Annotated in this window: 12 protein-coding genes; 8 read left to right on the forward strand and 4 right to left on the reverse strand. The window is 68.7% G+C overall.

Features of this window, described 5'->3' with window-relative positions; translation table 11 throughout:
* The 3 genes from gspF to VG556_RS00390 all read left to right on the forward strand — a co-directional run bounded on the left by gspF (nucleotide 1) and on the right by VG556_RS00390 (nucleotide 15,259).
* Complete coding sequence (gene gspF, locus VG556_RS00380; RefSeq protein WP_100450166.1) at nucleotides 1-1,200, forward strand: type II secretion system inner membrane protein GspF; 1,200 nt, start codon at nucleotides 1-3, stop codon at nucleotides 1,198-1,200.
* A gap of 300 nt (nucleotides 1,201-1,500) precedes the next feature.
* Nucleotides 1,501-2,676, forward strand: a complete 1,176-nt coding sequence (locus VG556_RS00385; RefSeq protein ID WP_100450165.1) for a substrate-binding domain-containing protein — start codon at nucleotides 1,501-1,503, stop codon at nucleotides 2,674-2,676.
* 199 nt (nucleotides 2,677-2,875) lie between these two features.
* Nucleotides 2,876-15,259: a filamentous haemagglutinin family protein gene (locus VG556_RS00390; protein ID WP_111144215.1), complete on the forward strand. Its 12,384-nt coding sequence runs from the start codon at nucleotides 2,876-2,878 to the stop codon at nucleotides 15,257-15,259.
* A 366-nt stretch (nucleotides 15,260-15,625) separates the two neighbouring features.
* Here the strand turns inward: VG556_RS00390 and VG556_RS00395 are convergent, their stop codons facing one another.
* From VG556_RS00395 to gspH, 3 genes are read right to left on the reverse strand one after another with little or no spacing between them, the layout of a single operon-like run.
* Nucleotides 15,626-16,240 carry a prepilin-type N-terminal cleavage/methylation domain-containing protein gene (locus tag VG556_RS00395; protein ID WP_100450163.1) on the reverse strand — a complete coding sequence of 205 codons (615 nt, stop codon included), beginning with the start codon at nucleotides 16,238-16,240 and terminating at the stop codon, nucleotides 15,626-15,628.
* Entirely contained in the window at nucleotides 16,237-16,587 is a 351-nt protein-coding gene (gspI, locus tag VG556_RS00400) for a type II secretion system minor pseudopilin GspI (RefSeq protein WP_181452932.1), read from the reverse strand. Before gspI ends, VG556_RS00395 begins: the two co-directional genes overlap by 4 nt.
* A gap of 8 nt (nucleotides 16,588-16,595) precedes the next feature.
* Nucleotides 16,596-17,042 carry a type II secretion system minor pseudopilin GspH gene (gene gspH / locus VG556_RS00405; protein ID WP_014647360.1) on the reverse strand — a complete coding sequence of 149 codons (447 nt, stop codon included), beginning with the start codon at nucleotides 17,040-17,042 and terminating at the stop codon, nucleotides 16,596-16,598.
* 103 nt (nucleotides 17,043-17,145) lie between these two features.
* Between gspH and VG556_RS00410 the strand changes: the two genes are divergently transcribed.
* The gene (locus tag VG556_RS00410) at nucleotides 17,146-17,622 is read left to right on the forward strand and encodes a general secretion pathway protein (protein ID WP_181452931.1); all 477 of its coding nucleotides are present in this window, start codon (nucleotides 17,146-17,148) and stop codon (nucleotides 17,620-17,622) included.
* Between the two features lie 90 nt (nucleotides 17,623-17,712).
* On the opposite strand, the gene VG556_RS00415 is transcribed toward VG556_RS00410, so the two are convergent.
* Nucleotides 17,713-18,048 (reverse strand): hypothetical protein, encoded by a 336-nt coding sequence (locus VG556_RS00415; protein WP_014647358.1) that lies wholly within the window; start codon nucleotides 18,046-18,048, stop codon nucleotides 17,713-17,715.
* A 201-nt stretch (nucleotides 18,049-18,249) separates the two neighbouring features.
* Here VG556_RS00415 and VG556_RS00420 point away from each other — a divergent pair, with 201 nt between their 5' ends.
* From VG556_RS00420 to VG556_RS00435, 4 genes are read left to right on the forward strand one after another with little or no spacing between them, the layout of a single operon-like run.
* Nucleotides 18,250-19,866, forward strand: a complete 1,617-nt coding sequence (locus VG556_RS00420) for a ShlB/FhaC/HecB family hemolysin secretion/activation protein (RefSeq protein ID WP_111144214.1) — start codon at nucleotides 18,250-18,252, stop codon at nucleotides 19,864-19,866.
* Between the two features lie 38 nt (nucleotides 19,867-19,904).
* Entirely contained in the window at nucleotides 19,905-21,689 is a 1,785-nt protein-coding gene (locus tag VG556_RS00425; RefSeq protein WP_111144213.1) for a DUF2341 domain-containing protein, read from the forward strand.
* Between the two features lie 10 nt (nucleotides 21,690-21,699).
* Entirely contained in the window at nucleotides 21,700-22,113 is a 414-nt protein-coding gene (locus VG556_RS00430; protein ID WP_032956765.1) for an ExbD/TolR family protein, read from the forward strand.
* Between the two features lie 39 nt (nucleotides 22,114-22,152).
* Nucleotides 22,153-22,818: a cell envelope integrity protein TolA gene (locus VG556_RS00435; protein WP_100450161.1), complete on the forward strand. Its 666-nt coding sequence runs from the start codon at nucleotides 22,153-22,155 to the stop codon at nucleotides 22,816-22,818.
* Nucleotides 22,819-22,859: the final 41 nt, after the last annotated feature.

Genomic DNA, 22,859 nt, shown 5'->3' on the forward strand with positions numbered 1-22,859 from the left:
ATGGCGCTGTTCGACTACCAGGCCGCCAACGCGCAGGGCCGCATCGAGAAGGGCCAGCTGGACGCTGACAGCCCGCGCGGTGCGCGACAGGTGCTGCGCGGTCGTGGGCTGACACCCGTGCAGGTCAGCGTGGCGCGCAGTGCCGGCAGTGGCTGGGCTGCCCGGCGGCTGTCTGCCAGCGAGCTGGCCTGGGCCACGCGCCAGCTGGCCAGCCTGCTGGCCGCCAGCCTGCCGTTGGAAGGCGCCTTGAGTGCGGTGATCGAGCAGGCCGAACGCCCGCACGTGGCCCAGGCGCTCACCGAAGTACGCGCCGACGTGCGTGCCGGCCAGCGCCTGACCGTGGCGCTGGCAGCGCGGCCGCGCGATTTTCCGCCGATCTATCGGGCGCTGGTGGGCGCTGGTGAAGACTCTGGTGACCTGGCACGGGTGATGGAGCGCCTGGCCGACTACATCGAAGAACGCAATGCGCTGCAGGCCAAGGTACTGACCGCCTTCATCTATCCGGCGGCGATCAGCCTGGTGTCGGTGGCGATCGTGATCTTCCTGCTCAGCTATGTGGTGCCGCAGGTGGTGACCGCGTTCGTTCAGGCACGGCAGACGCTGCCGATGCTGACCCAGGTGATGCTGGCCGCCAGCGCGTTCGTGCGCAGCTGGGGCGTGTGGGCAGGGCTGGGCATGGCTGCGCTGGTGGTGGCCTGGCGGCTGGCGTTGCGCCGGCCGGAACTGCGCCTGCGCTGGGACGCGATGCTGCTGCGGGTCCCGATGGTCGGGCGCTTCGTGCTGGGTGTGAACAGTGCGCGCTTTGCCTCGACGCTGGCGATCCTGCTGGATGCCGGTGTGCCGCTGCTGCGTGCGCTTGAAGCGGCGCGGCAGACGCTTGGCAATGCGCTGCTGGCGCGCTGTGCCGATGATGTGGCTGCTCGCGTACGCGAAGGTGCGGCACTGGGTGCTGCGTTGAAGGTACAGAAGGTCTATCCGCCGATCCTGGTGCATCTGGTGGCCAGCGGCGAGAAGACCGGTTCGCTGGCGCCACTGCTCGAACGCGCCGCGCAGACGATCTCGCGCGAGATCGAGCGCCGCGCGATGGCGCTGACCGCACTGCTGGAACCGACCATGATCCTGGTGATGGGTGGCGTGGTGTTGACGATCGTGCTGGCGGTGCTGATGCCGATCATGGAAATGAACCAGCTGGTGCAGTGATGCGCAACGCGCATCACGGGTGGAGTCGACTGCTTCCCAAGCGCACTTCGACACGACCAGCGCTCCGTGCACCAGTCGACGAACAGTCGACTCTACCCGGTCGCCGTCTTCGATTCTCCACACAATCCTCCACACCTTTCTCCGATCTTCCACAGGTTTCTTAAGCGGCCTGTCATCGGCGCGGACCAGCATGGACACGTCGCCGCAGAGTGGGCTGGGAGGCCCTCGGCGGCAGCAGGCGTGTAGTGACCGTTCCTCCCTTGGTGTTTCCCTTCGCAGTAAACCCTTCAGGAGAAGATCATGAACAAGTACAAGACCCTGGCCGCGCTGGTTGCCACCGCGCTGCTCGCTACCGTGGGCGCCGCCTCGGCGCAGACCGTGACCGGCGGCGGTGCCTCGTTGCCGGCCGACCTCTACAAGGGTTCGTCCGACAGCATCCTGCCGGCGAACTTCAGCTACGCCGTGACCGGTTCGGGCACCGGCAAGAAGGCCTTCCTGGAAAACAACTCGCTGCTGTTCTCGACCACCGGCACCGTGCACTTCGCCGGCAGCGATTCGGTACTGAGCGGCACCGAGCTGAACACCTACACCACCAACTTCAACCAGCCGACCAATGCCAACCGCTACGGCGCGCTGATCCAGGTGCCGTCGGTGGCCACCTCGGTCACCATCCCGTTCAACAAGGCCGGTTCGGCGGTGAACCTGAGCGTGGCGCAGATCTGCGGCGTGTTCTCGGGCGCGATCAGCGACTGGTCGACCATCGATGCCAACCGCAGCGGCCCGATCCAGGTGGTGTACCGCGCGGAAAGCAGCGGCACCAGCGAAATGTTCAGCCGCTTCCTGACCGCGGCCTGTGCCGCTGAGAATGCTGACACCTCGAAGCTGGTGGGCGGCAAGTTCGCCATCAAGTCGACCTTCGCCGACCTGTACAAGCGCGATGCCAACGGCAACCTGCCGGCGTTCCTGGTGGCCGCCCCGGCCACCGGCGGCACCTCGCTGTACAACGCTGTCTACGCGGCTGAAGGCCGTATCGGCTACGTTGGCCCGGACGTGATTCCGAACCTGACCGATGCGACCAAGGTCGCCAAGGTCAAGGGCTTCTCGCCGGACCAGGTGAGCGTGCAGGCCACCCTGGACACCGTCGCTCCGCCGACCGGCACCGATGCAGAGAACCCCGCCAACTGGGTGCCGGTGTTCGGCAACCCGTCGGCCGGCTATCCGATCGCCGGCTACACCAACCTGGTGATCGGCCAGTGCTACAAGGATTCGAGCGTCGCCACCAGCCTGCGCGGCTTCCTGGCCCGCCACTATCCGGCGACCTACACCGTCGCGTATGAGAAGTCGATCACCGACCACGGCTTCATCCCGCTGACCAAGGCCTGGCGCGATGCGATCCGCAACCGCTTCGTGCTGGCCAGCAGCACTGCCGGCCTGAACAACCCCAGCACCTGCGCCGGCATCGGCCGTCCGCTGTAATCCGCAGCACGGGTTGAATCCTGCTTGACCCGACGCCGGCCTCTGGGCCGGCGTCGCCATTTCCGCGACGGTGCCGCGGTTGCAGCGTTTGGCTGTCGGCTTCGTCTCGCGTGAACCGTCTATCAGTGGCAGGGCATGCGTTGCGTGTGCCTCCCCGATCGTCGCCGCAGCTGCGGCCCACCAGGTTGATGAGGTTCCGATGTCGCACCCGCTCCCGTCCGCTGTTCATCCGGCCGCGTCGATGCGCCGCAATCATCCGATGGCGTGGGCCATCGCGGTCGCACTGGGGAGCATGGTGGCCCCGGCCAGCCAGGCGCAGCAGGCGTTCAGTCCGGGCTGGTTCGCCGAACGGGGCGCGGCCCAGGGCAGCGCGGCACAGAGTGGCCGGATGCCCAACGGCGTGCCGATCCAGTTCCAGTTGCCGGCCCAGCAGCAGGATGCGGCACGGCAGAAGCTGCAGCAGTCGATCGACAATCTTGGCACTGCGGCGCAGGCGATTGCCCTGCAGCAGCGCCTGCAGGAACAAGCCCGGCAGGCGCGCCGCGAGGCTGGCTTCATCGTTGCCGATGGCCTCGGCAAGGACGGCCTGAGCGTCGACCAGAACCCGCTGACCCGTGGCTGGCTCAATGCGCGCGACGCGATCCAGTCGCAGGGCAGCGACGGGAGGGTGCAGGTCACGGTCGAGCAGACCGCGGACAAGGCGATCCTGAACTGGGAGACCTTCAACATCGGCGGCAACACCACGCTGAATTTCCTGCAGAACCCTGACTGGGCCGTACTGAACCGCGTCAACGATCCGCAGGCGCGGCCCAGCCAGATCCTGGGCCAGCTGAAGGCAAGTGGCACGGTGTTCGTGGCCAACCGCAACGGCGTGGTGTTCGGCAACAACAGCCAGGTCAATGTACGCAATCTGCTGGCGGCTGCAGCACGGATCAGCGATGCGCAGTTCCGCGACAACGGCCTGTACAGCCCCGACGCCAGCAGCAGCGCGCTCAGCGATGCATTCGGCAAGGTGATGGTGCAGCGGGGCGCCCGCATCGCGACCCATGAGCCGACCAGTGCGACGCGCGGCGGTGGCTACGTGCTGCTGGCCGGGCACAGCGTGGACAATGCTGGCCAGATCGAAGCGCGCAAGGGCCAAGTGCAGCTCGCAGCCGGTGACAGTTTCGTGATCCGGCGCGGCGTGGGTACGGCCGCCAACACCAGTTCCACCACCCGCGGCAATGAAATCGCGCCGCGCTTTATCGCTGGCAGCACGGCTGGCAGCGTGCGCAATACCGGCCTGCTGCGCGCACTCGAGGGGGACGTGACCCTGGCCGGACGCAGCGTCGAGCAGGCCGGTGTGGCCGTGGCCAGCACCACGCTTGCACAGCGCGGCACCGTGCATCTTCTGGCCTCGGCCAGTGATGCAGGCAGCAGCGTCACGCTTGCTGACGGAGCCACCACGGCGGTGCTGATCGAGGACGATGGCAAGACCACGGTGCTGGATACGCAGCGCGACGCCCTAATCAAGGAATCGGCCGAGCAGGACGCGATCCGCGCTGGCGCGCGTTCGGCAACCTTCGACAATCTGTCCCAGCACAATGATCGCCGGGACCAGTCGCGGGTGGAGATCGTCTCGGGGGGCAACATCCATTTCAGCGCGGATTCGCTGACGGTTGCCACGGGCGGCCAGATCATCGCCGATGCGGCGGCCCGTAGCTACGTGGACGATGCCGCGCGCGTGGACGTGTCCGGCGCAGTGGGCGTGCGGGTGTCGATGGAGAGCAACAATGTCCAGGTCAAGGTGCAGGGCAACGAACTGCGCGATGCCCTGGACAACCGCGACAGCGGCAAGCTGACCAGCAGCGAAGTCTGGGTCGACCGCCGCAGGCTGGTCCACGTTCCGGCCGGTACCGGGGGCTACGAGGGTGAGCGCTGGTACGCCGCAGGCGGCCTGCTGGAAGTGGGGGGCTACCTCGACAACCAGGGGCACTCGATCGGCGAATGGGCTGCGCAGGGAGGCACCGTCCTGCTGGGCGGCAGGGAAGTGATCACGCAAGGTGGCTCACGCATCAACCTTGCCGGCGGCAGCCTGGATGTGCAGAGCGGCGTGGTCCGGCAGAGCTGGGTGCGCGGCGTTGATGGCCAGGTCTACCGTCTTGATGAGGCGCCAGCGGAGATGCTGTTCGATGGCCTGTACAGCGGCCATGAAGTGAAGCAGGAACGCTGGGGCATCACCGAGACCTTCCGTGATCCGATCGTATTCGCGGCGCAGCGGGTCGATAACGGGTACACGGTCGGCCGCGATGCAGGACGGCTGATCGTCTCCGCACCGACCGCGGTGCTGGATGGAAAGGTTGAGACTGCAACCTTCCAGGGCGCGCAGCAGAACCGCAGGCCGGATGCCGCGCTGGATGGCTATGCACAGGCGCAGACGGCGGTCGCGCGCAATGCGCAGTTGTACCTGGGGCGCTACGACGGCCAGGGCCGCAGTGGTGTGTTCGGCTCGGATGTGCGCCTGGGTGACAAGGCTCCGACGAAGACGGCGTGGTCGCTGGCGGCTCCGGTCAACGAGGAGCGGCGTGACACGGTGTGGCTGGATATCGCAGAGCTGAGTGCCCAGCAGTGGGGGCGGATCGACCTGGCGACCGCCGATCGCATCCGCATCGACAGCAGCCTTCGGCTTCAGGCCGGCGGGCAGCTCAACCTGACCGGCAGCGAGGTGGAGCTGGCAGGCGACATCGGCATTGCCGGCGGCCAGTTGTCGGCGGGCAACCTGCTGGATGTCCAGGGCCGGCCGACGGCGCTGCTGCACGATGGCCGCGCCCGCACCGTCATTGCCGACGGAACGCGGATCGACCTCTCCGGCGAATGGAGCAACGCCTCACTGGCGATGCCGCGCGACGCGAGCGGTGCCTGGACGGATGGCGGCCGCCTGAGCCTGGGCAACAGTCATGACGTGGCCGTGGGCGCCAGGGCAACGGTTGACGTCGAGGCCGGTGCTGCGCTGGACCTGCGCGGCAAGGCCCATATCGGCAAAGGCGGCAGCGTCACCCTGCAGGCGAACAGCAGTACGGTGACGACCGACGGCAGTGGCCGGGTGCAACTGGGTGAGGGAAGCCGGTTCAGTGGTCGAGGACAGGGCGGTGGTTCTTTCTCGCTGGGTACCGGTGGCCAGGTGCGGGTGGGCGATGCGGACCTGGCGGGCGCGTCGCTGCGACTGGACCCCGGCCTGTTCGGCAGTGGCTTCGCGCAGTACGACATCAATGGCCACCACGGCGTGGAGGTGGCCGATGGCGCGCGGCTGGTCGCTGCCCTGCCAGGCCTGCGCCTGACCCAGGACGCGCCGATGGCGACCGACCGGGCGTCCGCACTGGCGGCGTGGGACGAACCGCTGTACAGCGCCGATCCGTCGAGCGGGCGCGTCAGCCAGCGCGCGGGTGCGAGCATCAGCCTGCGTTCGGAGCGCAACAGCGTGGGCGGTGACCTGCGGGTCGGCAAGGATGCACTGGTGGCGGTCGATCCAGGCCAGACGATCTCGCTGCTTGGTGCGGGCAACATCGATGTTGAAGGCACGCTGCGCGCGAAGGGCGGACGCATCCTGATCGACGATGTGCGCCCGGAGAACGCGCTGTACGCCGGGCAGCGCACCGAACGCACCTGGCGTTTCGCCGAAGGCGCGCTGCTGGATGCCGATGCAGACGCGATTTCGCTGCCCGATTCCAGCGGCCGTCTGCGCGGGCAGGTGCGCGCGGGTGGACGCATCGAGATCGGCGGGGCGCTGGACTGGGAGACCACAGCATTCGTCGACAACCGACCACCGGAAGCCTTCGTGGTGGTCGAACGCGGTGCGCGCCTGCAGGCGCGGGGTGCGTCGGCCGAGCTGGACGTCGACGGCCAGGGCCGCGTGCGCGTGGACAGCGATGGCGGGCAGATCGTGCTGCGCTCGGCCAATGCGCTGTACCTGGACGGCGGGATGGATGCGGCCGCCGGCGGTGCCGGCGCACGCGGCGGCACCCTGGGGCTGGCCTTTGGCGGCAGCATCCATGCACGTGGCGCCAGCGAGGAGGTACTGCGGTCACGTGCGATCACCCTCAGCCAGCACAGCGCGCCGGGGCAGCCACTGCCGACCACATTGGAGTATGGCCACGCCGCGTTGTCGGTCGAGCAGCTGCAGGCTGGCGGTTTCGACAATCTGTCCGTGTTCGGTGACATCCGCGCGGTCGGCGACGTCGACCTGCGCCTGGCCCAGAGCCTGCGCATCCACGGCCAGGGTACTTCGAGCCTGGGCATGGCCGTGGATGCCGGGCCATCGTCGGGGCTGCGACTGAGTGCGCCCTACGTTCGCCTGGCGCAGGCACGCTGGCGCCAGATGCCGGGCGAGAACCTGCAGGGCACCGCCGCGGTCGCTTCGTCCGGGCCGGAAGATCACGCGCTGGCGGTGCAGGCCGGGCTGATCGACATCCGCGACGTCACCTGGCTGCCGGGTTTCAAGCATGTGGCGCTGGAAAGCCGCAGTGACGTGCGCCTGACCAACGGCATTGCCAGCAGTGGCAACACCAGCGCGTTGATGACGGCTGGTTCGATGGACGTGACCGCTGCGCGCCTGTATCCCACCACAGGCGCGGTCGGCACGCTGGTGGCCGGCGCGTCGGCGCAGACCGTGCAGACCGCTGATTACTGGTCCGATCCGGATGCCGTGCTGCGCATCCACGGCACCGGTGCGGCCACGAAGCCGGCGCCGGAATCGGCGCTGGGTACGCTTCGCCTGGTGGCCGCCACGGTGCAGCAGGGCGGCAACGTACAGGCGCCGATGGGCACGCTGCAGCTGGGTGGCCTGATCCAGAACGGAACCGTCGGCAGCCGGGTGGAACTGCTGCCAGGCAGCGTAACCTCGACCAGTGGCGCCGGCTTGTCGCTGCCCTATGGTGGCACCGTCGATGGTGTTGACTGGCGGGTCGGTACGCGCAGCCTGGGTTCGCTGACGCCGGCCGGTATCTCCTCGATGGGGGTGACACTGAAGGCCAACGAGATCGAGGTGGCGCCGGGGGCCCTGCTGGACATGTCCGGCGGTGGTGAGCTGACCGGCGCCGCCTTCGTGTCAGGACGCGGTGGCTCTGTCGACGTCCGGCGAACGGCGTTGGCCGACGCCAACCCGCGCTACGGGTTCAGTGCGTCGGGCAACCCGGTGTACGCGATCGTACCGGGACGCGCCGGGGCGTTCGCCCCCAGTGGCGAAGAAGGGTTCGCAGCTCCGGCGGTGGGCCAGCAGATCACGGTGCCGGCTGGCGTGCCCGGCCTGGCGGCCGGCACCTACACGCTGATGCCGGCAAGCTATGCGCTGCAGCCCGGCGCATTCCGGGTGGAGCTGGGCGCCACCGGCACCTCCGGCATCGTGCAACCGATTGCGACCGGCACCGGCACCTGGCGTGTGTCCGGGCAGCAGCGCACGGCGCTGGGCGCGGCAATCTCGCCGTTGCTCACCGACATCCTGCTGACTCCCGCGGCCGTGGTACGCCGGCACTCGGGCTACAACGAAACCTCCTACAACAGCTTCGCGCAATCGGTAGCTGACCGCCGCGGCGAGTCGCGTGGCTGGCAGACCATCGATGCGCTCGGGTTGACCCTTGCGCTGGGCGAAGGTGCAGGTCGTGCAGACACGCCTGCCATCCACTTCGCCGGCACCGCGCGGTTCGCGGCTGCCACCGACAAGGGGCGTGGTGGCACGCTGGCAGCCACGTTGGCGAGCCCGGCGGTCGGTTCGCTGGAGATCGTCGATGGCACCACGCAATCGCAGGCGCGTGATCGCGGCGCCACCTTCAGCGACGACGCGCTCAATGCCTTCCTGCCGGCGCGGATGATGATCGGCGGGCAGTTCAACCAGGAGGCCTCGCAGGTTGCGGTGACCGGCCAGGCGCGCAGCGTGGCGATCCGTTCCGGCGTCACCTTGAACGCACCGGAAGTGCTGGTGGCAGCGGCCTCCGGTGGCAGCGGCGTGCTGGTCGAGGCCGGTGCGACCCTCGATACACTGCCGTTCGCATCCGCCAACGCGAATGCCAGCGCGACCCTGCCTTACCAGGTCTCCGGCGGCCTGCTGGCGGTGTCCAACCAGCGCCTGAACCTGATCACCGGCACCACCGGGGTGGAGGCCGGTCCGGTGGCGATCGACATCGGCGGATGCCAGGCGGCGTGCGACGGCCAGACGCGGCTGGTTTCCGATGGCAGCATCGCGGTAGCGACCGATGGCGCGCTGCAGATGCGCGACTCGGCCAGCTATGGCACCCGCCAGCTCGGCCTGAGCATGGCGGCGCTGAACCTCGGCAGTGCCGAAGCGATCGCCCAGGCCGCTGCGGCCGGGGCGCTGCCCAGTGGCATGACCATGAACCAGTCCGTGCTGCAACAACTGCTGCGCGGCAATGATGCGACCGGCGCGCCGGCGCTGGACACGCTGAGCCTGGTCGCGCGGGAGTCTGTCAACGTGTTCGGCAGCGTCGACCTGGATGCGCGCGACAGTGCCACCGGCCGCAGTGGCCTGCAGACGCTTGTGCTCGGTGCGCAGGCCATCCGCGGGTACGGTGCGGCGACCGACCGCGCGCGCATCCTGGTGGACACGCTGGTCTGGGACGGCTCATTGGCGGCGGGCCAGGCGCCGGGCAGCGACGCGACGGTGCCGCCGGCCGAGCCGATGGTGGACCGGCTCGGGGCCGGGCAACTGGACATCGTCACCCGGCAGCTGCAGCTGGGGCGGGCGCCATTCAGCCGTCCCAGCTCTGAAGTACCTGCGAACCGGCAGGTGCTCGGCTTCAGTGCGCTGAACCTGAGTGCCTCGGAGCAGCTGTCGTTCTCCGCGCAGGGCACGCTGGACGTATTCCAGCAGCGTGGCGACTATCTGGCCGACAAGGGGTGGCAGTACAGCGGAGGCAACCTCGGTATCGATACACCGCTGTTGGCCGCCGATCCCGCCGCGCGGCTGCGCGTGCGCACCGGCGGCGACTTCCGCCTGCAGGGGGGCGCCGGCAAGACGGGTGGCGATGCACTGGGCAGTGAGTTGAGCATCGACGCCAACCGGATCGCGCTGGACAGCACGATCGCGCTGGCGTCCGGACGGCTGTCGGCGAACGCGCGCCAGGGCATCACGCTTGGCAGCCGGGCCGCGCTGGACCTGGCCGGGCGCAAGGTCTCGCTGTACGACGTGGACAAGTTCAGCTGGGGCGGCGATGTCCTGCTGTCCAGCGACACGGGTGACATCCGCGCCGATGCGGCCTCCCGCATCGATGTTTCCGCACGCAACAACCGCGGCGGACGCCTGACGGTCACCGCAATGGCCGGCCGAGCCGATCTGGCCGGTGTTCTGCAGGGTGCCGCCACTGGTCGCTACGATGCCGGTGGCACGCTGGTGCCCTACGACGGTGGCGAACTGGTGGTGCGGGCACGCCAGCTGCAGGACTTCGCCGGCCTCAACCAGCGATTGACCGCCGGCGGCGTCGTCGGCGGTCGCAGCTTCCAGATCGGTGAGGGCGATCTGCGGATCGGCGACGAAGTGAAGGCGCGCCGGGTCGATATCAGCGTCGACGCGGGCAGCCTGACCGTGGCCGGCCGCATCGATGCCAGCGGCGAGCAGGTCGGCAGCATCCGCCTGTACGCCCGCGATCAGTTGCAGGTGGACGGCACGCTGGACGCGCACGGTACCGGCCTGCGCGTGGACAGCCATGGCAAGATCATCGACAGTCCAAACCGGGCCACCATCACGCTGGGCAGCGCCGAAGGTGCCGTCGGCCTGGGCAGCGCGGCGCAGCTGGACCTGCGTGCGGGCAGCGACGTTACCGTCGGTGGACGTCCTGGCCAGAACGATGGCACCCCGCGCGGCACGCTGAAGATCGATGTGCCGCGGCTGGGCAGCAACGACGCGGCGATTGCCGCGGCCACCGGCCTGCGCATCGATGGCGCGGCCGACATCCAGCTCAATGGTGTTCGCCGCTACGACGATGCGCCCCTGGCAACCACCGCTGACGTGCGCGGCAACCGCGCGCAGCTGGTCACCCAGCAGTGGCTGGACCAGGTGGTCGATCCGCACAGCGTGGCCTGGATCGATGGTGCGCTGGGCAACGCGGATCTGCAGCAGCGCACGCGGGCGCTGGGCGATGTGCGCCTTCGTCCCGGCGTGCAGGTGCTGGCGCGGCGCAGCGACGCCAACCCGGACGGCGACCTGACCATCGCCGGCGACATCGATCTGTCCGGCTACCGTTATGGCCCCGATGCCAACCGCGCCGATCCATCGCGGCGTGGCTTCGGCGAATCGGCCTCGCTGGTGCTGCGCGCCGAAGGCAACATCAACGTCTACGGCAGCATCAACGATGGGTTCGCACCGCCGCCGTCCACGCCGGATGAGGGCGGCTGGCAGCTGTACGAGGGCCGCAATGGCAGCGCGGGGCACACCCCCTTTGGCGGTGGGCTGGTGGTGCCGGTGGACGGAGTGAAGCTGCAGCCCGGCACCGAGTTCCAGGCCGGCACCCGCCTGAACTATGACGTGCCGGTCGAATCGGTAACGCTTCCGGTCGGTACCGTGCTGCCCGCGCCGATGGTGATCTCGCAGAACCTGCGGCTGCCTGCAGGCACGGTGCTGGGTGCGGCGGTGACCACCGACTCCGGGCAGACGCTGGCCGCGGGCACCGTGCTGCAGGAGCCGCTGATGCTGGCGGCCGGTGCGCGGCTGGGAGCCGGCTTCCGCCTGCGCAGTGCGGTGCAGATGGCGGCACAGGAGTGGCCCGCCGGCGCGGTGCTGCCGGTTGCGCTGCGCCTGGCACGCGAAGTCGCGCTCAAGGTGGGCGCGTACATCCCGTCGTTGACCAAGGTGGAGCTGCCCGGCGACGCGCCGGTGAATCTGAGGCCGGCCGATGCCGGCGGCAACCAGGGGCGCAACTGGGCGCTGGCGCCGATGCTGGCCGAGGGCACCACCTCCTGGGACCTGACCGTTGTTGCCGGTGCCGATGCCGGGGCAGCCGACCCACGCAGCCGGCGCTGGGGCAGCGAAGGCAGCGTCGTGCTGGCCGATACCCACCAGGGCTCGATCGGCACGGTCAAGACGGAAATCATCTGGGTGGGGGATCGCGCGTTGACCGAGCAGGCATCGTTGGACTGGATCGGCGACACCTCCTATGCAGGCCGTCCGATCGCGGAGCTGGCCGACATGTTCGGCTTCACCGAAGACGAGTTCTGCGCGATGTCGGCCGACTACTGCGGGCCGGCACCCCGCCAGGTGGCCGCGCAGGGCTCGCTGGATTACTGGGGCGACGAGTCCTACGCAGGCACTCCTGCGAAGGACTTCGCCGCGATGTTTGGCATGACCGAAGACGAGTTCTGCAGCACCGCGCCTACCTACTGCGCCGGCGGCGGCACGCAGACCGAAGTGACCACTTACGGCAAGCGCGCAGGCACGCCGGCGTGGAGCGTACTGCGCACCGGCAAGGGTGACATGGAGCTGCTCGCGGCCGCTGACGTCGTGATGAAGTCAGGCTTTGGCGTCTACACCGCCGGCACTCCCGCCGCGCTGGGTGGGGGCCGCGACGCTGCCTTCAATTCGCACCGTGCAGCGGCCCCTTGGAACACCGCAGTGCTGGGACCGAACCTGGTGCCGGGCAGCTATGACGCCGCGATGGCAGGCTACCAGGCCTGGTATCCGGATCATGGTGGCAACCTGCGCGTCGAAGCCGGGCGCGATATCGTCGGCGACGCCTGGACCGCGCGCGCAGAGTCGGGCAGCAGCGATCGCGACTGGGCGCTGTACTCCAGTGCCGCGGTCGGCAACTGGCTGTGGCGGCAGGGTACCGGCGGCACCACTGGGGTGGAGCCGGTGCCGACCAGCTGGTGGGTGAACTTTGGCGCCTACACCAACGTGTCCGCTGCCGCCGGCGCTTCTCCACGGATGGTTGGTTTCACCGGCTTCGGCACATTGGGCGGGGGCAACCTGACGCTGGAGGCCGGGCGTGACGCCGGCGTGCGCGATGCGATAGGTGACGCGTTGGTCTCGACGATCGCACCGCGCTCGGGTGCGATCATTGCTGCGGTGGGATCGACCGGCCGGGTCAGCGATGGCCAGCTGCACCTGACCGGCGGCGGCGACCTGCAGGTGCGTATCGGTGGCGCGCTGAATCCGAACCTGCAGGCGACGATCTCCAGCCTCAACCCCTCCAGGGCGGGACAGAATCTCGACCTCAACGGTACCTTCAGCAACCTGCGTGGGAGCCTGCAGCTCGATGCAGGGCGCATCGGTGCAATGGGCGTCACCCTGGAAAGCTACGCGACGCTGGGTAAGCAGCGGGCGGCAGACCTGTTTGCGCCTGACGCCGCCCGCGCGATGGGCGGGCCGGTGCTGGTGCTGGGCGACGCCGCCGCGCAGCTGCAGGCGCGGGGCGATGTGGTGCTCGGCGGCGTCGCCGATGCGGGCCGGGTTCCGCTGGCCAACTACAGCGCGGTGCTGCAGGATGATGGCGCGCGCGCTGCAGGCAGTACGTGGTTCTCCCTGTGGACCGCCAACACGGCCGTGGATCTGTTCAGTGCCGGTGGTGACCTCGCGCCAGGCCTCGCCGGGCCGGAAAACGTGACGGGCAGCAATCTGTGGCGGGAGCAGGTCCAGCTTGTTGTGCGTGGCGGCGATGATCTGCTGAATTACTGGCTCTATCCTTCGCGCTTCAGCGCGATTGCTGCTCAGGGTGACATCAAGCTGGACCGGATCAGCGCCACGCCGGGGACGCAGGATGTGATCCTGCTGGCACCCTCGGCGACAGGACGGCTGGACGTCCTGGCCGGTGGAGGCATCTTCGCCCAGCCTGGCGCGACCCAGATCGCGCGCTCGGCCAGTGACGCGCGCCTGCCGGGACCCTTCGACCCGGCATTCATGGCCGAGCAGGGGGATTCCGCAGGCAATGTGACCCGCACGCGGCGCAACCTGTCGGTCGACGGCAACATTGCATCGCCGGACGCGTCGCTTCCGCTGTTCGCATTCGGTCCGAATACGCCGCTGTCCACTGTGTCTGCGGCACTGGCGCCGAGCCGCTTCTACGCGGTGCAGGGCGACATCATGGGTCTGGCCACCGGCGCCCAGCGCACGCTGAATGTCAACGCGGGGCAGCGCACGCAGCTGAACTGGTTCGAGGCCGCCGGCGCCGTGCAACTGCGGGCAGGCCGGGACATCCTCGGGGTGTCGATGACCGCGTTGAACACCGCGCCCACCGACATCACGGTGGCGGCGGCGGGCCGCGACATCGTGCATCTGAACGCGACCATCGCTGGCCCCGGCAACACCGAGATCAGTGCCGGCCGCCAGCTGCGCCAGGAGGATGCGGGCAGCATCGCCAGCCTCGGTGGCATCGTGCAGGGCGACACCCGTCCCGGCGCCAGCATCGCGCTGACGGCCGGCAACCAGCAGATCGATTTCGCGGCCCTGCGTGCACGCTATCTGGACCCTGCCAACCTTGCCGATCCCGCGCAATCGCTTGCGTCGCAGCCGGGCAAGGCAGCCAAGGTGTACGACCAGGAACTGAAGCAGTGGCTGCAGCGACGCTTCGGCGTGGCGGCCGAGGGCGACGGGGCGCTGGCCACGTTCGATGCGTTGCCGCAGGAACAGCAGCGTATCTTCCTGCGCCAGGTCTATTACGCAGAGCTGCGCGAAGGTGGACGCGAGTATACCGATGCAGAAGGGCCCCGCTTCGGCTCCTACCTGCGCGGGCGCGAAGCCATCGCCACGCTGATGCCGGACAGGAATGCGGCCGGTGCGACGATCGACCGTACCGGCGATATCGTGATGTACGGTGGCTCCGGCGTGCGTACCGAGGCGGGCGGCAACATCGAACTGATGGCACCGGGTGGGCAGATCGTGATCGGTGTGCAGGGCGTGGTGCCACCCGCCAGCGCCGGCCTTGTCACCCAGGGGCAAGGTGATATCCGGCTGTTCAGCCAGGACAGCGTGCTGCTCGGCCTGTCGCGGGTGATGACCACCTTCGGCGGCGACATCCTGGCGTGGTCGGAGCAGGGTGACATCAATGCCGGTCGCGGTTCGCAGACGACGCTGCTGTACACGCCACCGCGTCGCGTCTATGACGGCTGGGGCAATGTGATCCTGTCGCCGCAGGCTCCCGCCAGTGGCGCCGGCATCGCGACCTTGAACCCCATCGCCGAAGTACGACCGGGCGACGTCGACCTGATCGCACCGCTTGGCACCATCGACGCGGGCGAGGCCGGTATCCGCGTCTCGGGCAACATCAACCTGGCGGCGCTGCAGGTGCTCAATGCCGCCAACATCCAGGTACAGGGCGAGAGCAAGGGCCTGCCGGTGCTGGCATCGGTGAACGTCAATGCGCTGGCCTCGGCCAGTGCGGCAGCCAACAGCGCCAGCCAGGCGGCACAGGATGTGATGCGCAAGAGCCAGGACGAGGCACGGCGCAACCAGCCGTCGGTGATCAGCGTGCAGATCCTCGGCTTCGGCAGTGGCACCAGCACCATCAATCCGCCGGCGCGTGGCAACACTGCCAACAGCGGCTATGACGCCAACAGTGCCTTCCAGTTCCCGCAGGCAAGTCGCGACGAGGGCACGCAGCGCCGGTAGGTGCGGACCTTGGTCGGCACATGTTGCTGCCCACCAAGGTCGGCAGTAGATCCACGCCATGCGTGGATGCGACCGGGCCGAAAGAACGAACAGCATCGGGCCAGCCGCCACGGAACGGCAGCGGCCCCAGCCAGGATGGCGCGGACGGCAGGGAGCGGCCATCAGCGGTGAGGACCACCGACACGGCGCCGCCGGGTGCAGGAGCGCGCCCGGCGGCAGGCTCGGCAGTAGGTCCACGGCATGCGCGGATGCCCGGACCAGCCTCAGTGCCGACCAACGGTCGGCACCCACCAGGGCAGGCCGGGCAGTAGAAGCCGCTCGGCAGTAGATCCACGCCATGCGTGGGTGCTTTGCCTGGGAGGAATCCTAAAGCTCCAGCACGCGCCGGTAGCTCAGCGGTCCACGCCCGTCACGCAGGCCCAGCCGCAGTTCCAGCCCGGTGGCCGGCAGCACCTCGCCCTCGCTCGGCAGCATTGCCCAGCCGGCCCCGGGCTGCCAGGCGCGCACCTCGAACCGCTGCACATCCTTTGCCACTGCAATGCCTTCTGAAGGAACCGGCGCGGGCAGGGGATAGCGGTCCTTCGCCGTACCGCTGGCGCGCCATAGCGTGTTGCCTTGCCGCCACCAGCGCACCCGCTGCCAGCGCAGCCCATCACTGTCGACGCTGCGGGTGATTTCCAGCGCAAAGCTGCCATCCGGGTACCGTTCGCTCACCAGCGAAGGCGGCAGCAGTCGCTGCGGACGATCCGCCGGGCGCACCGCGCCGTTCATCAGCGCATCGTCGGCACGCATCTCGATATCGCGCTGGAACTGCTGCAGCACGCGTAGTGCCGTCGTGGTCTCGGCATCGGCCCGGCGCAGGCGCTGGTCGCTGCTGGCCACGCTGTCGAGCGCTCGCCAGCAGATCAGCGCCAGCACGCCCATGATGGTGATCGCGATCACCACCTCGATAAGGGTGAAGCCTGCTGCGGTACGCTTCATTGCGCCGCGGTCCACGGCAGCTGCATCCGCGCCAGCGACTGCCGCGGTGCATCTTCGGCAGCCACGCTGAGTTCCAGTTGCGGCTGTCCGTCACCCCCCGTGCCGATATGCTGCAGCACCAGGAAACTGCTTCGCCCCTGCACGCAGCGCAGCCGTGCATCCTGCGGCGGCTGCCCGGCCAGGCGCAGCTCCTGCCAGCGGTCCTGCGCGCACAGCAGCGCCAGGCGACGGTCGCGCAGGCGTGACTGATCGTCGATGGCCACCGCGACCGAGCGCATGACCGCAGCCAGCGCAATCGAAACGATCGCCAGTGCGATCAGCACTTCGATCAAGGTGAATCCGCGCATGTTCCGCTTCACTGCACGACCTGCAACTGTCCGCTGCCATCGTCACGAAGACGCAGCTGGCGGCCCTGCAACGACAACGTCAGTTCCCATGCCACGCCGATCCACTCCGGGCTCAGTTCAACCGGGGTGGCCGGCTGCACCACGATGCCGGCCGGTTGCCATGACTGTGGGCGCAGCAGGTCGTCGCGTTGCACGTCCACCCAGCGGGTGCCTTCGCGCCTGCTGAACCGGTAGCCGGCGGCGTCGGCCTGCCAGCGCAGGGGGCGGCCATCGATGCGGGCCTCGTCGCGCGCCACCTGCAGGCGCTGCGCCAGTCGTTCGGCCTCCTGCCGCAGCTGGCGCGCGGGGTCGAGCAGGCTGCCCAGGCCCAGGCCGATGCCCGCCGTGCAGATACCGATGATCACCAGCACCACCATCAGTTCCAGCAGGGTGAAACCACGCGGCACGTGCTGCATCGACGTTGCCTCCTGTCCAGGTCGATGCCTGCCAGCGTAGGCCCGCATGATGAAACAAAAGCGTCAGCGGCGGCTGCTAGCGTGGGCGGACACGAACGTGGCGATGGTGCGGAACATGGATGGCAGGCGCTGGGATCGCAATCGGATGTTGACCCTGCTGGCGGCCACCCTGCTGCTGGCGGTGGTGGCCTATTGGAGCGTCACCCTGTCTGCGGTGGCGCCTGCGGCGGCGGCCAGCGAAGCGCATGCCGATGCGCCGGCCCGGCCGCTGTTCGATGCGGTGGCCAGTCTGCCGCTGGTGCGGCTGCTGTCGCCCGGTGCGGTGCAGACCGAGGTGGTCGTGCTGGGTGTGATGGCGGGTGACCACGCGCCCCTGGCCCTGTTGTCGGTGGATGGACGCCCGCCGGAGGCTTACGCGCCCGGCCAGCGGCTGGGGCCCTGTACGGTGCTGGCCAGCATCAGCGCCAACGCGGTGGAACTGAACCAGGCTGGGCAATCGCGCAGCCTGCCGGTGCCCGCGCTGCCACCGGTGCCGAACGATGGCATCGTGCCGGCCGCTCCGCACGGCGGCGCTCGGTAGAGCCGAGCCCGCGCTCGGCTGCCTCTGCATGGCTGTTGAACGGTGTGCAGGCGCAGCCGGGCGTGGGCTCGGCTCTGCAGATGCATGGGTTCATCGCGCCGGACGCTGCGGTACCACGGACCGCCCGAAGGCATCGCCCATGCGTTGCCGCGTGCCTTCCAGGTTGTACTGCATCAGCTGGTTGCCGGGCTGCCGCATCAGGCGTTCGGCATCCGGCAGCGCCGCTGACTTCGCCGATTTCGGCGCCGGCGCCAGCCTGCGTTGCAGGCATTCCCACGCGGGGATGCGCTCGCCGTTGACCTGTACTTCGATGCACGGCGCAGCACCGTCCTGCTTCTTCGCCTCTCCGGCCCAGGCCGATGGCAACGCCAGCAACAAGGCAAGGGCGAGGGCAGGGCGAAGGCCCGCCTTCAATGGCTCACTCATCGCGAATCTCCTGCAACAACCGACGCTCTGCAATGAAGACGTGTGGCGAGGGCAGTCTCCGCCCGCGAGTGCACCGGCGCGGTCAGAAGATGACAGTGCTGTCACAAAACTGGTGGCGGTTTTGACGCGACGTGCACGTCCTGTTGGTAGACCCACGCGCCGCTCCCTGGCCCCTCCCTCCGATACGACGCGATGCCTTCGATGACTCCTGTTCCGTGCCGAGCCGTCCGCTTTCCGTTGCGCCTGCATCCGCTGGTGCTGGCGCTGGCCGCGATGCCGCTGCCATTGTTCGCGCAGGAGGCGGCGCCTGCGCCCAGCGTGAACATCAATGAATACATCGTGCGCGGCAACACCGTGCTCGATCCGCGTCAGATCGAACGGGTGGTAGAGCCGTTCCTCGGCCCGGGCAGGACCCTGGCCGATGTCGAGAAGGCGCGCGATGCGGTCCACGCGCTGTACCAGCAGGCGGGCTACCAGTCGGTCTACGTCGAACTCCCCGAGCAGCAGGTCAGTGGCGGCGTGGTGCTGCTGAAGGTGCAGCAGACGCCGATCGGCCAGCTGCGCGTGGTCGGCACCCGCTACGAATCGCCCGACCGCATACGCGATCGCGTACCGGCACTGGCCGAGGGCAAGGTGCCGGACTTCGACCAGGCCCAGAAGGAACTGACCGCACTGAACGAAGGCGGGCGTCGCCAGGTGATGCCGCTGGTGCGCGAAGGCCAGGTGCCGGGCACGATGGATGTGGACCTGCAGGTCGAGGAGAAGTCGCCGTGGCGTGCCAGCGCGTCACTCAACAACGACCACAGTGCCGACACCGAGAAGCTGCGCCTGAGTGCGTCGCTGGCCTACGACAACCTGTGGAAGCGCGGGCACAGCGCCAACATCGGCGTGTACCTGGCGCCGGAAGATACAAAGCAGGCCAAGGTGTTCTCGGCCTCGTACACGATGCCGTTCGAAGGCACGCCGTGGAGCCTGGAAGCCTCCGGCTACAGATCCGACAGCCGCGTGTTGAATGCAGGCGGGCAGGTCGGTACCGGCACCGGCACCAACGTGATCGGCAACGGCCATTCGATCGGCCTCAAGCTCAACTACCGCCTTGCCGGCAGCAGCCAGTGGTGGCGCCAGCTCAGCCTCGGTGTGGATTTCAAGGACACCGAGGAAGACACGCAGATGGGCAAGGACAGCCTGAAGACACCGTTGAAGTATGCGCCGATCACCCTGGCCTTCGTCGGCGTGCGCCAGGGCGAGCAGGATCAGCTGAGCATCAACACCCAGCTGGTGGCCGGTACCCGCCGCCTGTTCGGTTACGGCAGCGACGCCACCGCGTTCGGGCAGAAGCGCTACTGGGCTGACCCGAGCTTCGTGGCCTTCAAGGCCGACGTGGCCAACACCCACACCTTCAGCAATGACTGGCAGTGGTATGCGCGTGGCTCGCTGCAGGTAACCGATGCGCCACTGGTGTCGGCCGAGCAGTTCGCTGCTGGCGGCATGTACACCGTGCGTGGCTACCTGTCGGCCGAGGCGATCGGCGACTACGGCGGCCTGGCCAGCCTGGAATGGCGCACCCCGGCGTGGTCGCTGTGGAGCGGCACCGATCTGCGTGTCTACAGCTTCGCCGACGCGGCCTACCTGCGCCTGCGCCGGCCGCTGCCCGAGCAGCGTGACAAGTACAACCTGGCCTCGGTCGGCCTGGGCGCGCAGCTGCGCCTGGGTGAACACCTGCAACTGCGCCTGGACTACGCCTGGCCTTATGCCGATGGCCCGGTCACGCGCAAGGACGACCCGCGCCTGCATTTCAACATCAGCACCAGCTACTGACCCTTCCCTTGAACATGCGTTCTCCGGAGACCCTTCGCATGGACCGTTTGCTTTCCCGAGTGTTGCTGCTGCTGGCCGCGCTGGTTGCGTTGCCTGCGGCTGCGGCCGATGCCAATTGGTGGCAGGCCGAATGGAAATACCGCAAGCCGATCACCGTCGACGCCGGCCCGCAGGGCGCGGGCCTGGCCGGTGACCCGGGCCGCACGCCACTGCTGCTGCGGCTGCATACCGGCAACTTCGGCTTCGACGGCACCCAGGATGCGGGCAACGACCTTCGCTTCGTCTCGGGTGATGGCCGTACGGTGCTGGCCCACCAGATTGAGCAGTTCGATCCCACGCTGGGCCTGGCCCTGGTCTGGGTGGACCTGCCGGCGGTCAGTGCCGCCGCGCCGCAGACCATCTGGATGTACTACGGCAATGAAAAAGCCCCGGCCAGCGGCAACGGCCAGCAGGTGTTCGATCCGGACTACACGCTGGTCTATCACTTTGCCGAGGCCAATGCGCCGGCACGCGACACCACCGCCTATGGCAACAATGCCGGTGCGGTGGTGCCGCCGTCGGAAGGCGCGGTGATCGGCCGCGGCGTGCAGCTGGGCGCCGGCCCGCTGCCGCTGCCGGCCAGCGCGTCGCTGGCGCAGGAAGCGGGCGCGCCGCTCACCGTTTCGGCCTGGATCAAGCCGGGTAGCAACAATGCGGCTCAAGCCATCTACGCCCGCCGTGATGGTGCTTCCGAACTGGTGCTGGGCATCGAGAACCGCGTGCCGTTCGTGCAGCTCAATGGCCAGCGCAGCACGCCGGCGCAACCGATTCCGGAAGGGCAGTGGGCGCATGTTGCACTGACGGCAGAGAAGGGCGCGTTGCAGCTGTACCTCAATGGGCGCGTAGCTGCCCAGCTGAGCGGTGCGCTGCCGGCGCTGGCCACCGCGCCGGTGGTCGGCGCCGATGCGCCGGGCGCCGCGCAGCCGCTGGCCAACTTCGAAGGTGCCCTGGACGAGTTGCGCATTTCGCGGGTGGCACGCCCGGCCGCGCTGCTGCTGGCCGACGCCACCGCTCAGGGCGCCGACTCGCGCCTGGTCAGCTACGGCGCCGACGAGCAGTCCGCCGGGCAGAGCCACTTCGCCTTCATCCTCAAGGCGATGCCGTTCGATGCCTGGGTGGTGGTCGCCATCCTCGGCCTGATGATGCTGCTGTCGTGGGCGATCATGATCGCCAAGAGCCGCCACTTCGGCCGTACCAGCAAGGCCAATGCCGTGTTCACCGAGAGCTTCGGCAAGCTGTCCGGCGTACCGCTGCGCACCCTGTCCGACATGGACCGCCAGGGCAAGGCGCCGACCGCCATGCACGATGGCTCGTTGTGGCGCATCTACCAGGTGGCCATCGATGAAATGCAGCAACGCCACCAGCGCGATGGCAACAGCGGTTACCTCAGTGGTGCCACCATCGCGGCGATCCGCGCCTCGATGGATGCAGTGATGGTGCGCGAGCAGGAAGCGATGGCGCGGCGCATGAACTGGTTGTCGACCACCATCGAAGGCGCGCCCTACGTGGGCCTGTTCGGCACCGTGATCGGCATCATGCTGGTGTTCGTGGTTGCGGCAATGGCCGGCGCGGTGGACATCAACTCGGTGGCACCGGGCATGGCCGCGGCGCTGCTGTGTACCGCCGCCGGCCTCGGCGTCGCGATCCCGGCGCTGTTCGGCTACAACTACCTGGGCGCGCGTGCCGAAGCGATCGGTGCGGACATGGCGGTGTTCATCGACGAATTCGCCGCGCGCCTGGCCGAAGAGCAGGACGGGCGCGGCCCGGCCGCGGTCCAGGGCTGAGGGGCGCGCCATGGGCCAGAAGGCGAAGTTCGGCATCAAGAAGCGCGAGAAGGGCATCAACGTGACGCCCTTCGTCGATGTGCTGCTGGTGGTGCTGGTGATCTTCATCCTGACCAGCAACGCTTCCATCCCCGGCATCGAGGTCAACCTGCCGAAGGCCAGCAACAGCGTCGCGCTGGAGAAGCCCAAGACCAAGGCGATCACCATCGACCCCGGTGGCCAGGTGTTTCTGGATGCCTACCCGGTGACGATGGCGGAGCTGGAAGACCGCCTGCGCACCGAGCGCGCGACCACGCCGGATTTCCCGGTGATCGTGCGCGGTGACGCGCAGGTGCAGTACGCCCGCGTGGTCGAGGTGCTGGACCTGCTGCGGCGCCTGGAGCTCGCCCAGGTCGGTCTGGTCACCGGCAAGGCGCAGGGCTGAGGCATGACGGCCCATCAACCCCCTCGGCCGGAGCCCGGCATGCGCGGTCGCCAGCTGCTGGTGACTGTCGCGCTGGTGCTGGCCGCGTTGCTGGTGCTCGGCATCGCCGTGTGGTGGATGCTGTTCAAGGACACCGCCAGCACCCGTCGGCCGGTGGTGCAGCCGCCGATGCTGGCGCTGCCGCCAGCGCCTCCGCCACCCCCGCCGCCGCCGGAAAAGCCCCCGGAACCGGAAACGCCGCCGGAAGAAGCGATGCCTGAGCCGGAGCCGCTGGATCAACCGACGCCGGCCGAAGAGCCGACGCCGACCCCCGACAACGCTGACCCGGTGACGATGAACGCCGATGCGCAGGCCGGCGGTGACAACTTCGGCATCCAGTCCGGCAATGGTGGCGGTTCGTCCGGCGTCGGTCGCGGCGGTGCCGGCAATGCCACCTATGGGCGCTACCTCGGCTACCTGATGCAGCAGGCAATCTCGCGCGACGACAAGGTCAAGCGCCTGGCGTTCCAGCTGCAGGTGAATGTGTGGCTGGCCAGCGATGGCCGCCTGGAAAAGGTCGAGCTGGTGCGTGGCAGTGGCAACGAGGAGGCCGACGCGGCCGTGCTCGATGCACTGCGTCGCATCGGCAAGGTCGACCAGGCACCCCCACCGTCGCTTGATTTCCCCGCCCGCGTCCTGATCCAGGGCCGCCGGCCCGGGGCCTGATTCCCGACCTCCGTGATTTCCCTTCTTTCGATGAGAACCGT

The organism is Stenotrophomonas sp. CASM106, assembly GCF_049384825.1.
GTDB classification, from domain to species: domain Bacteria; phylum Pseudomonadota; class Gammaproteobacteria; order Xanthomonadales; family Xanthomonadaceae; genus Stenotrophomonas; species Stenotrophomonas muris.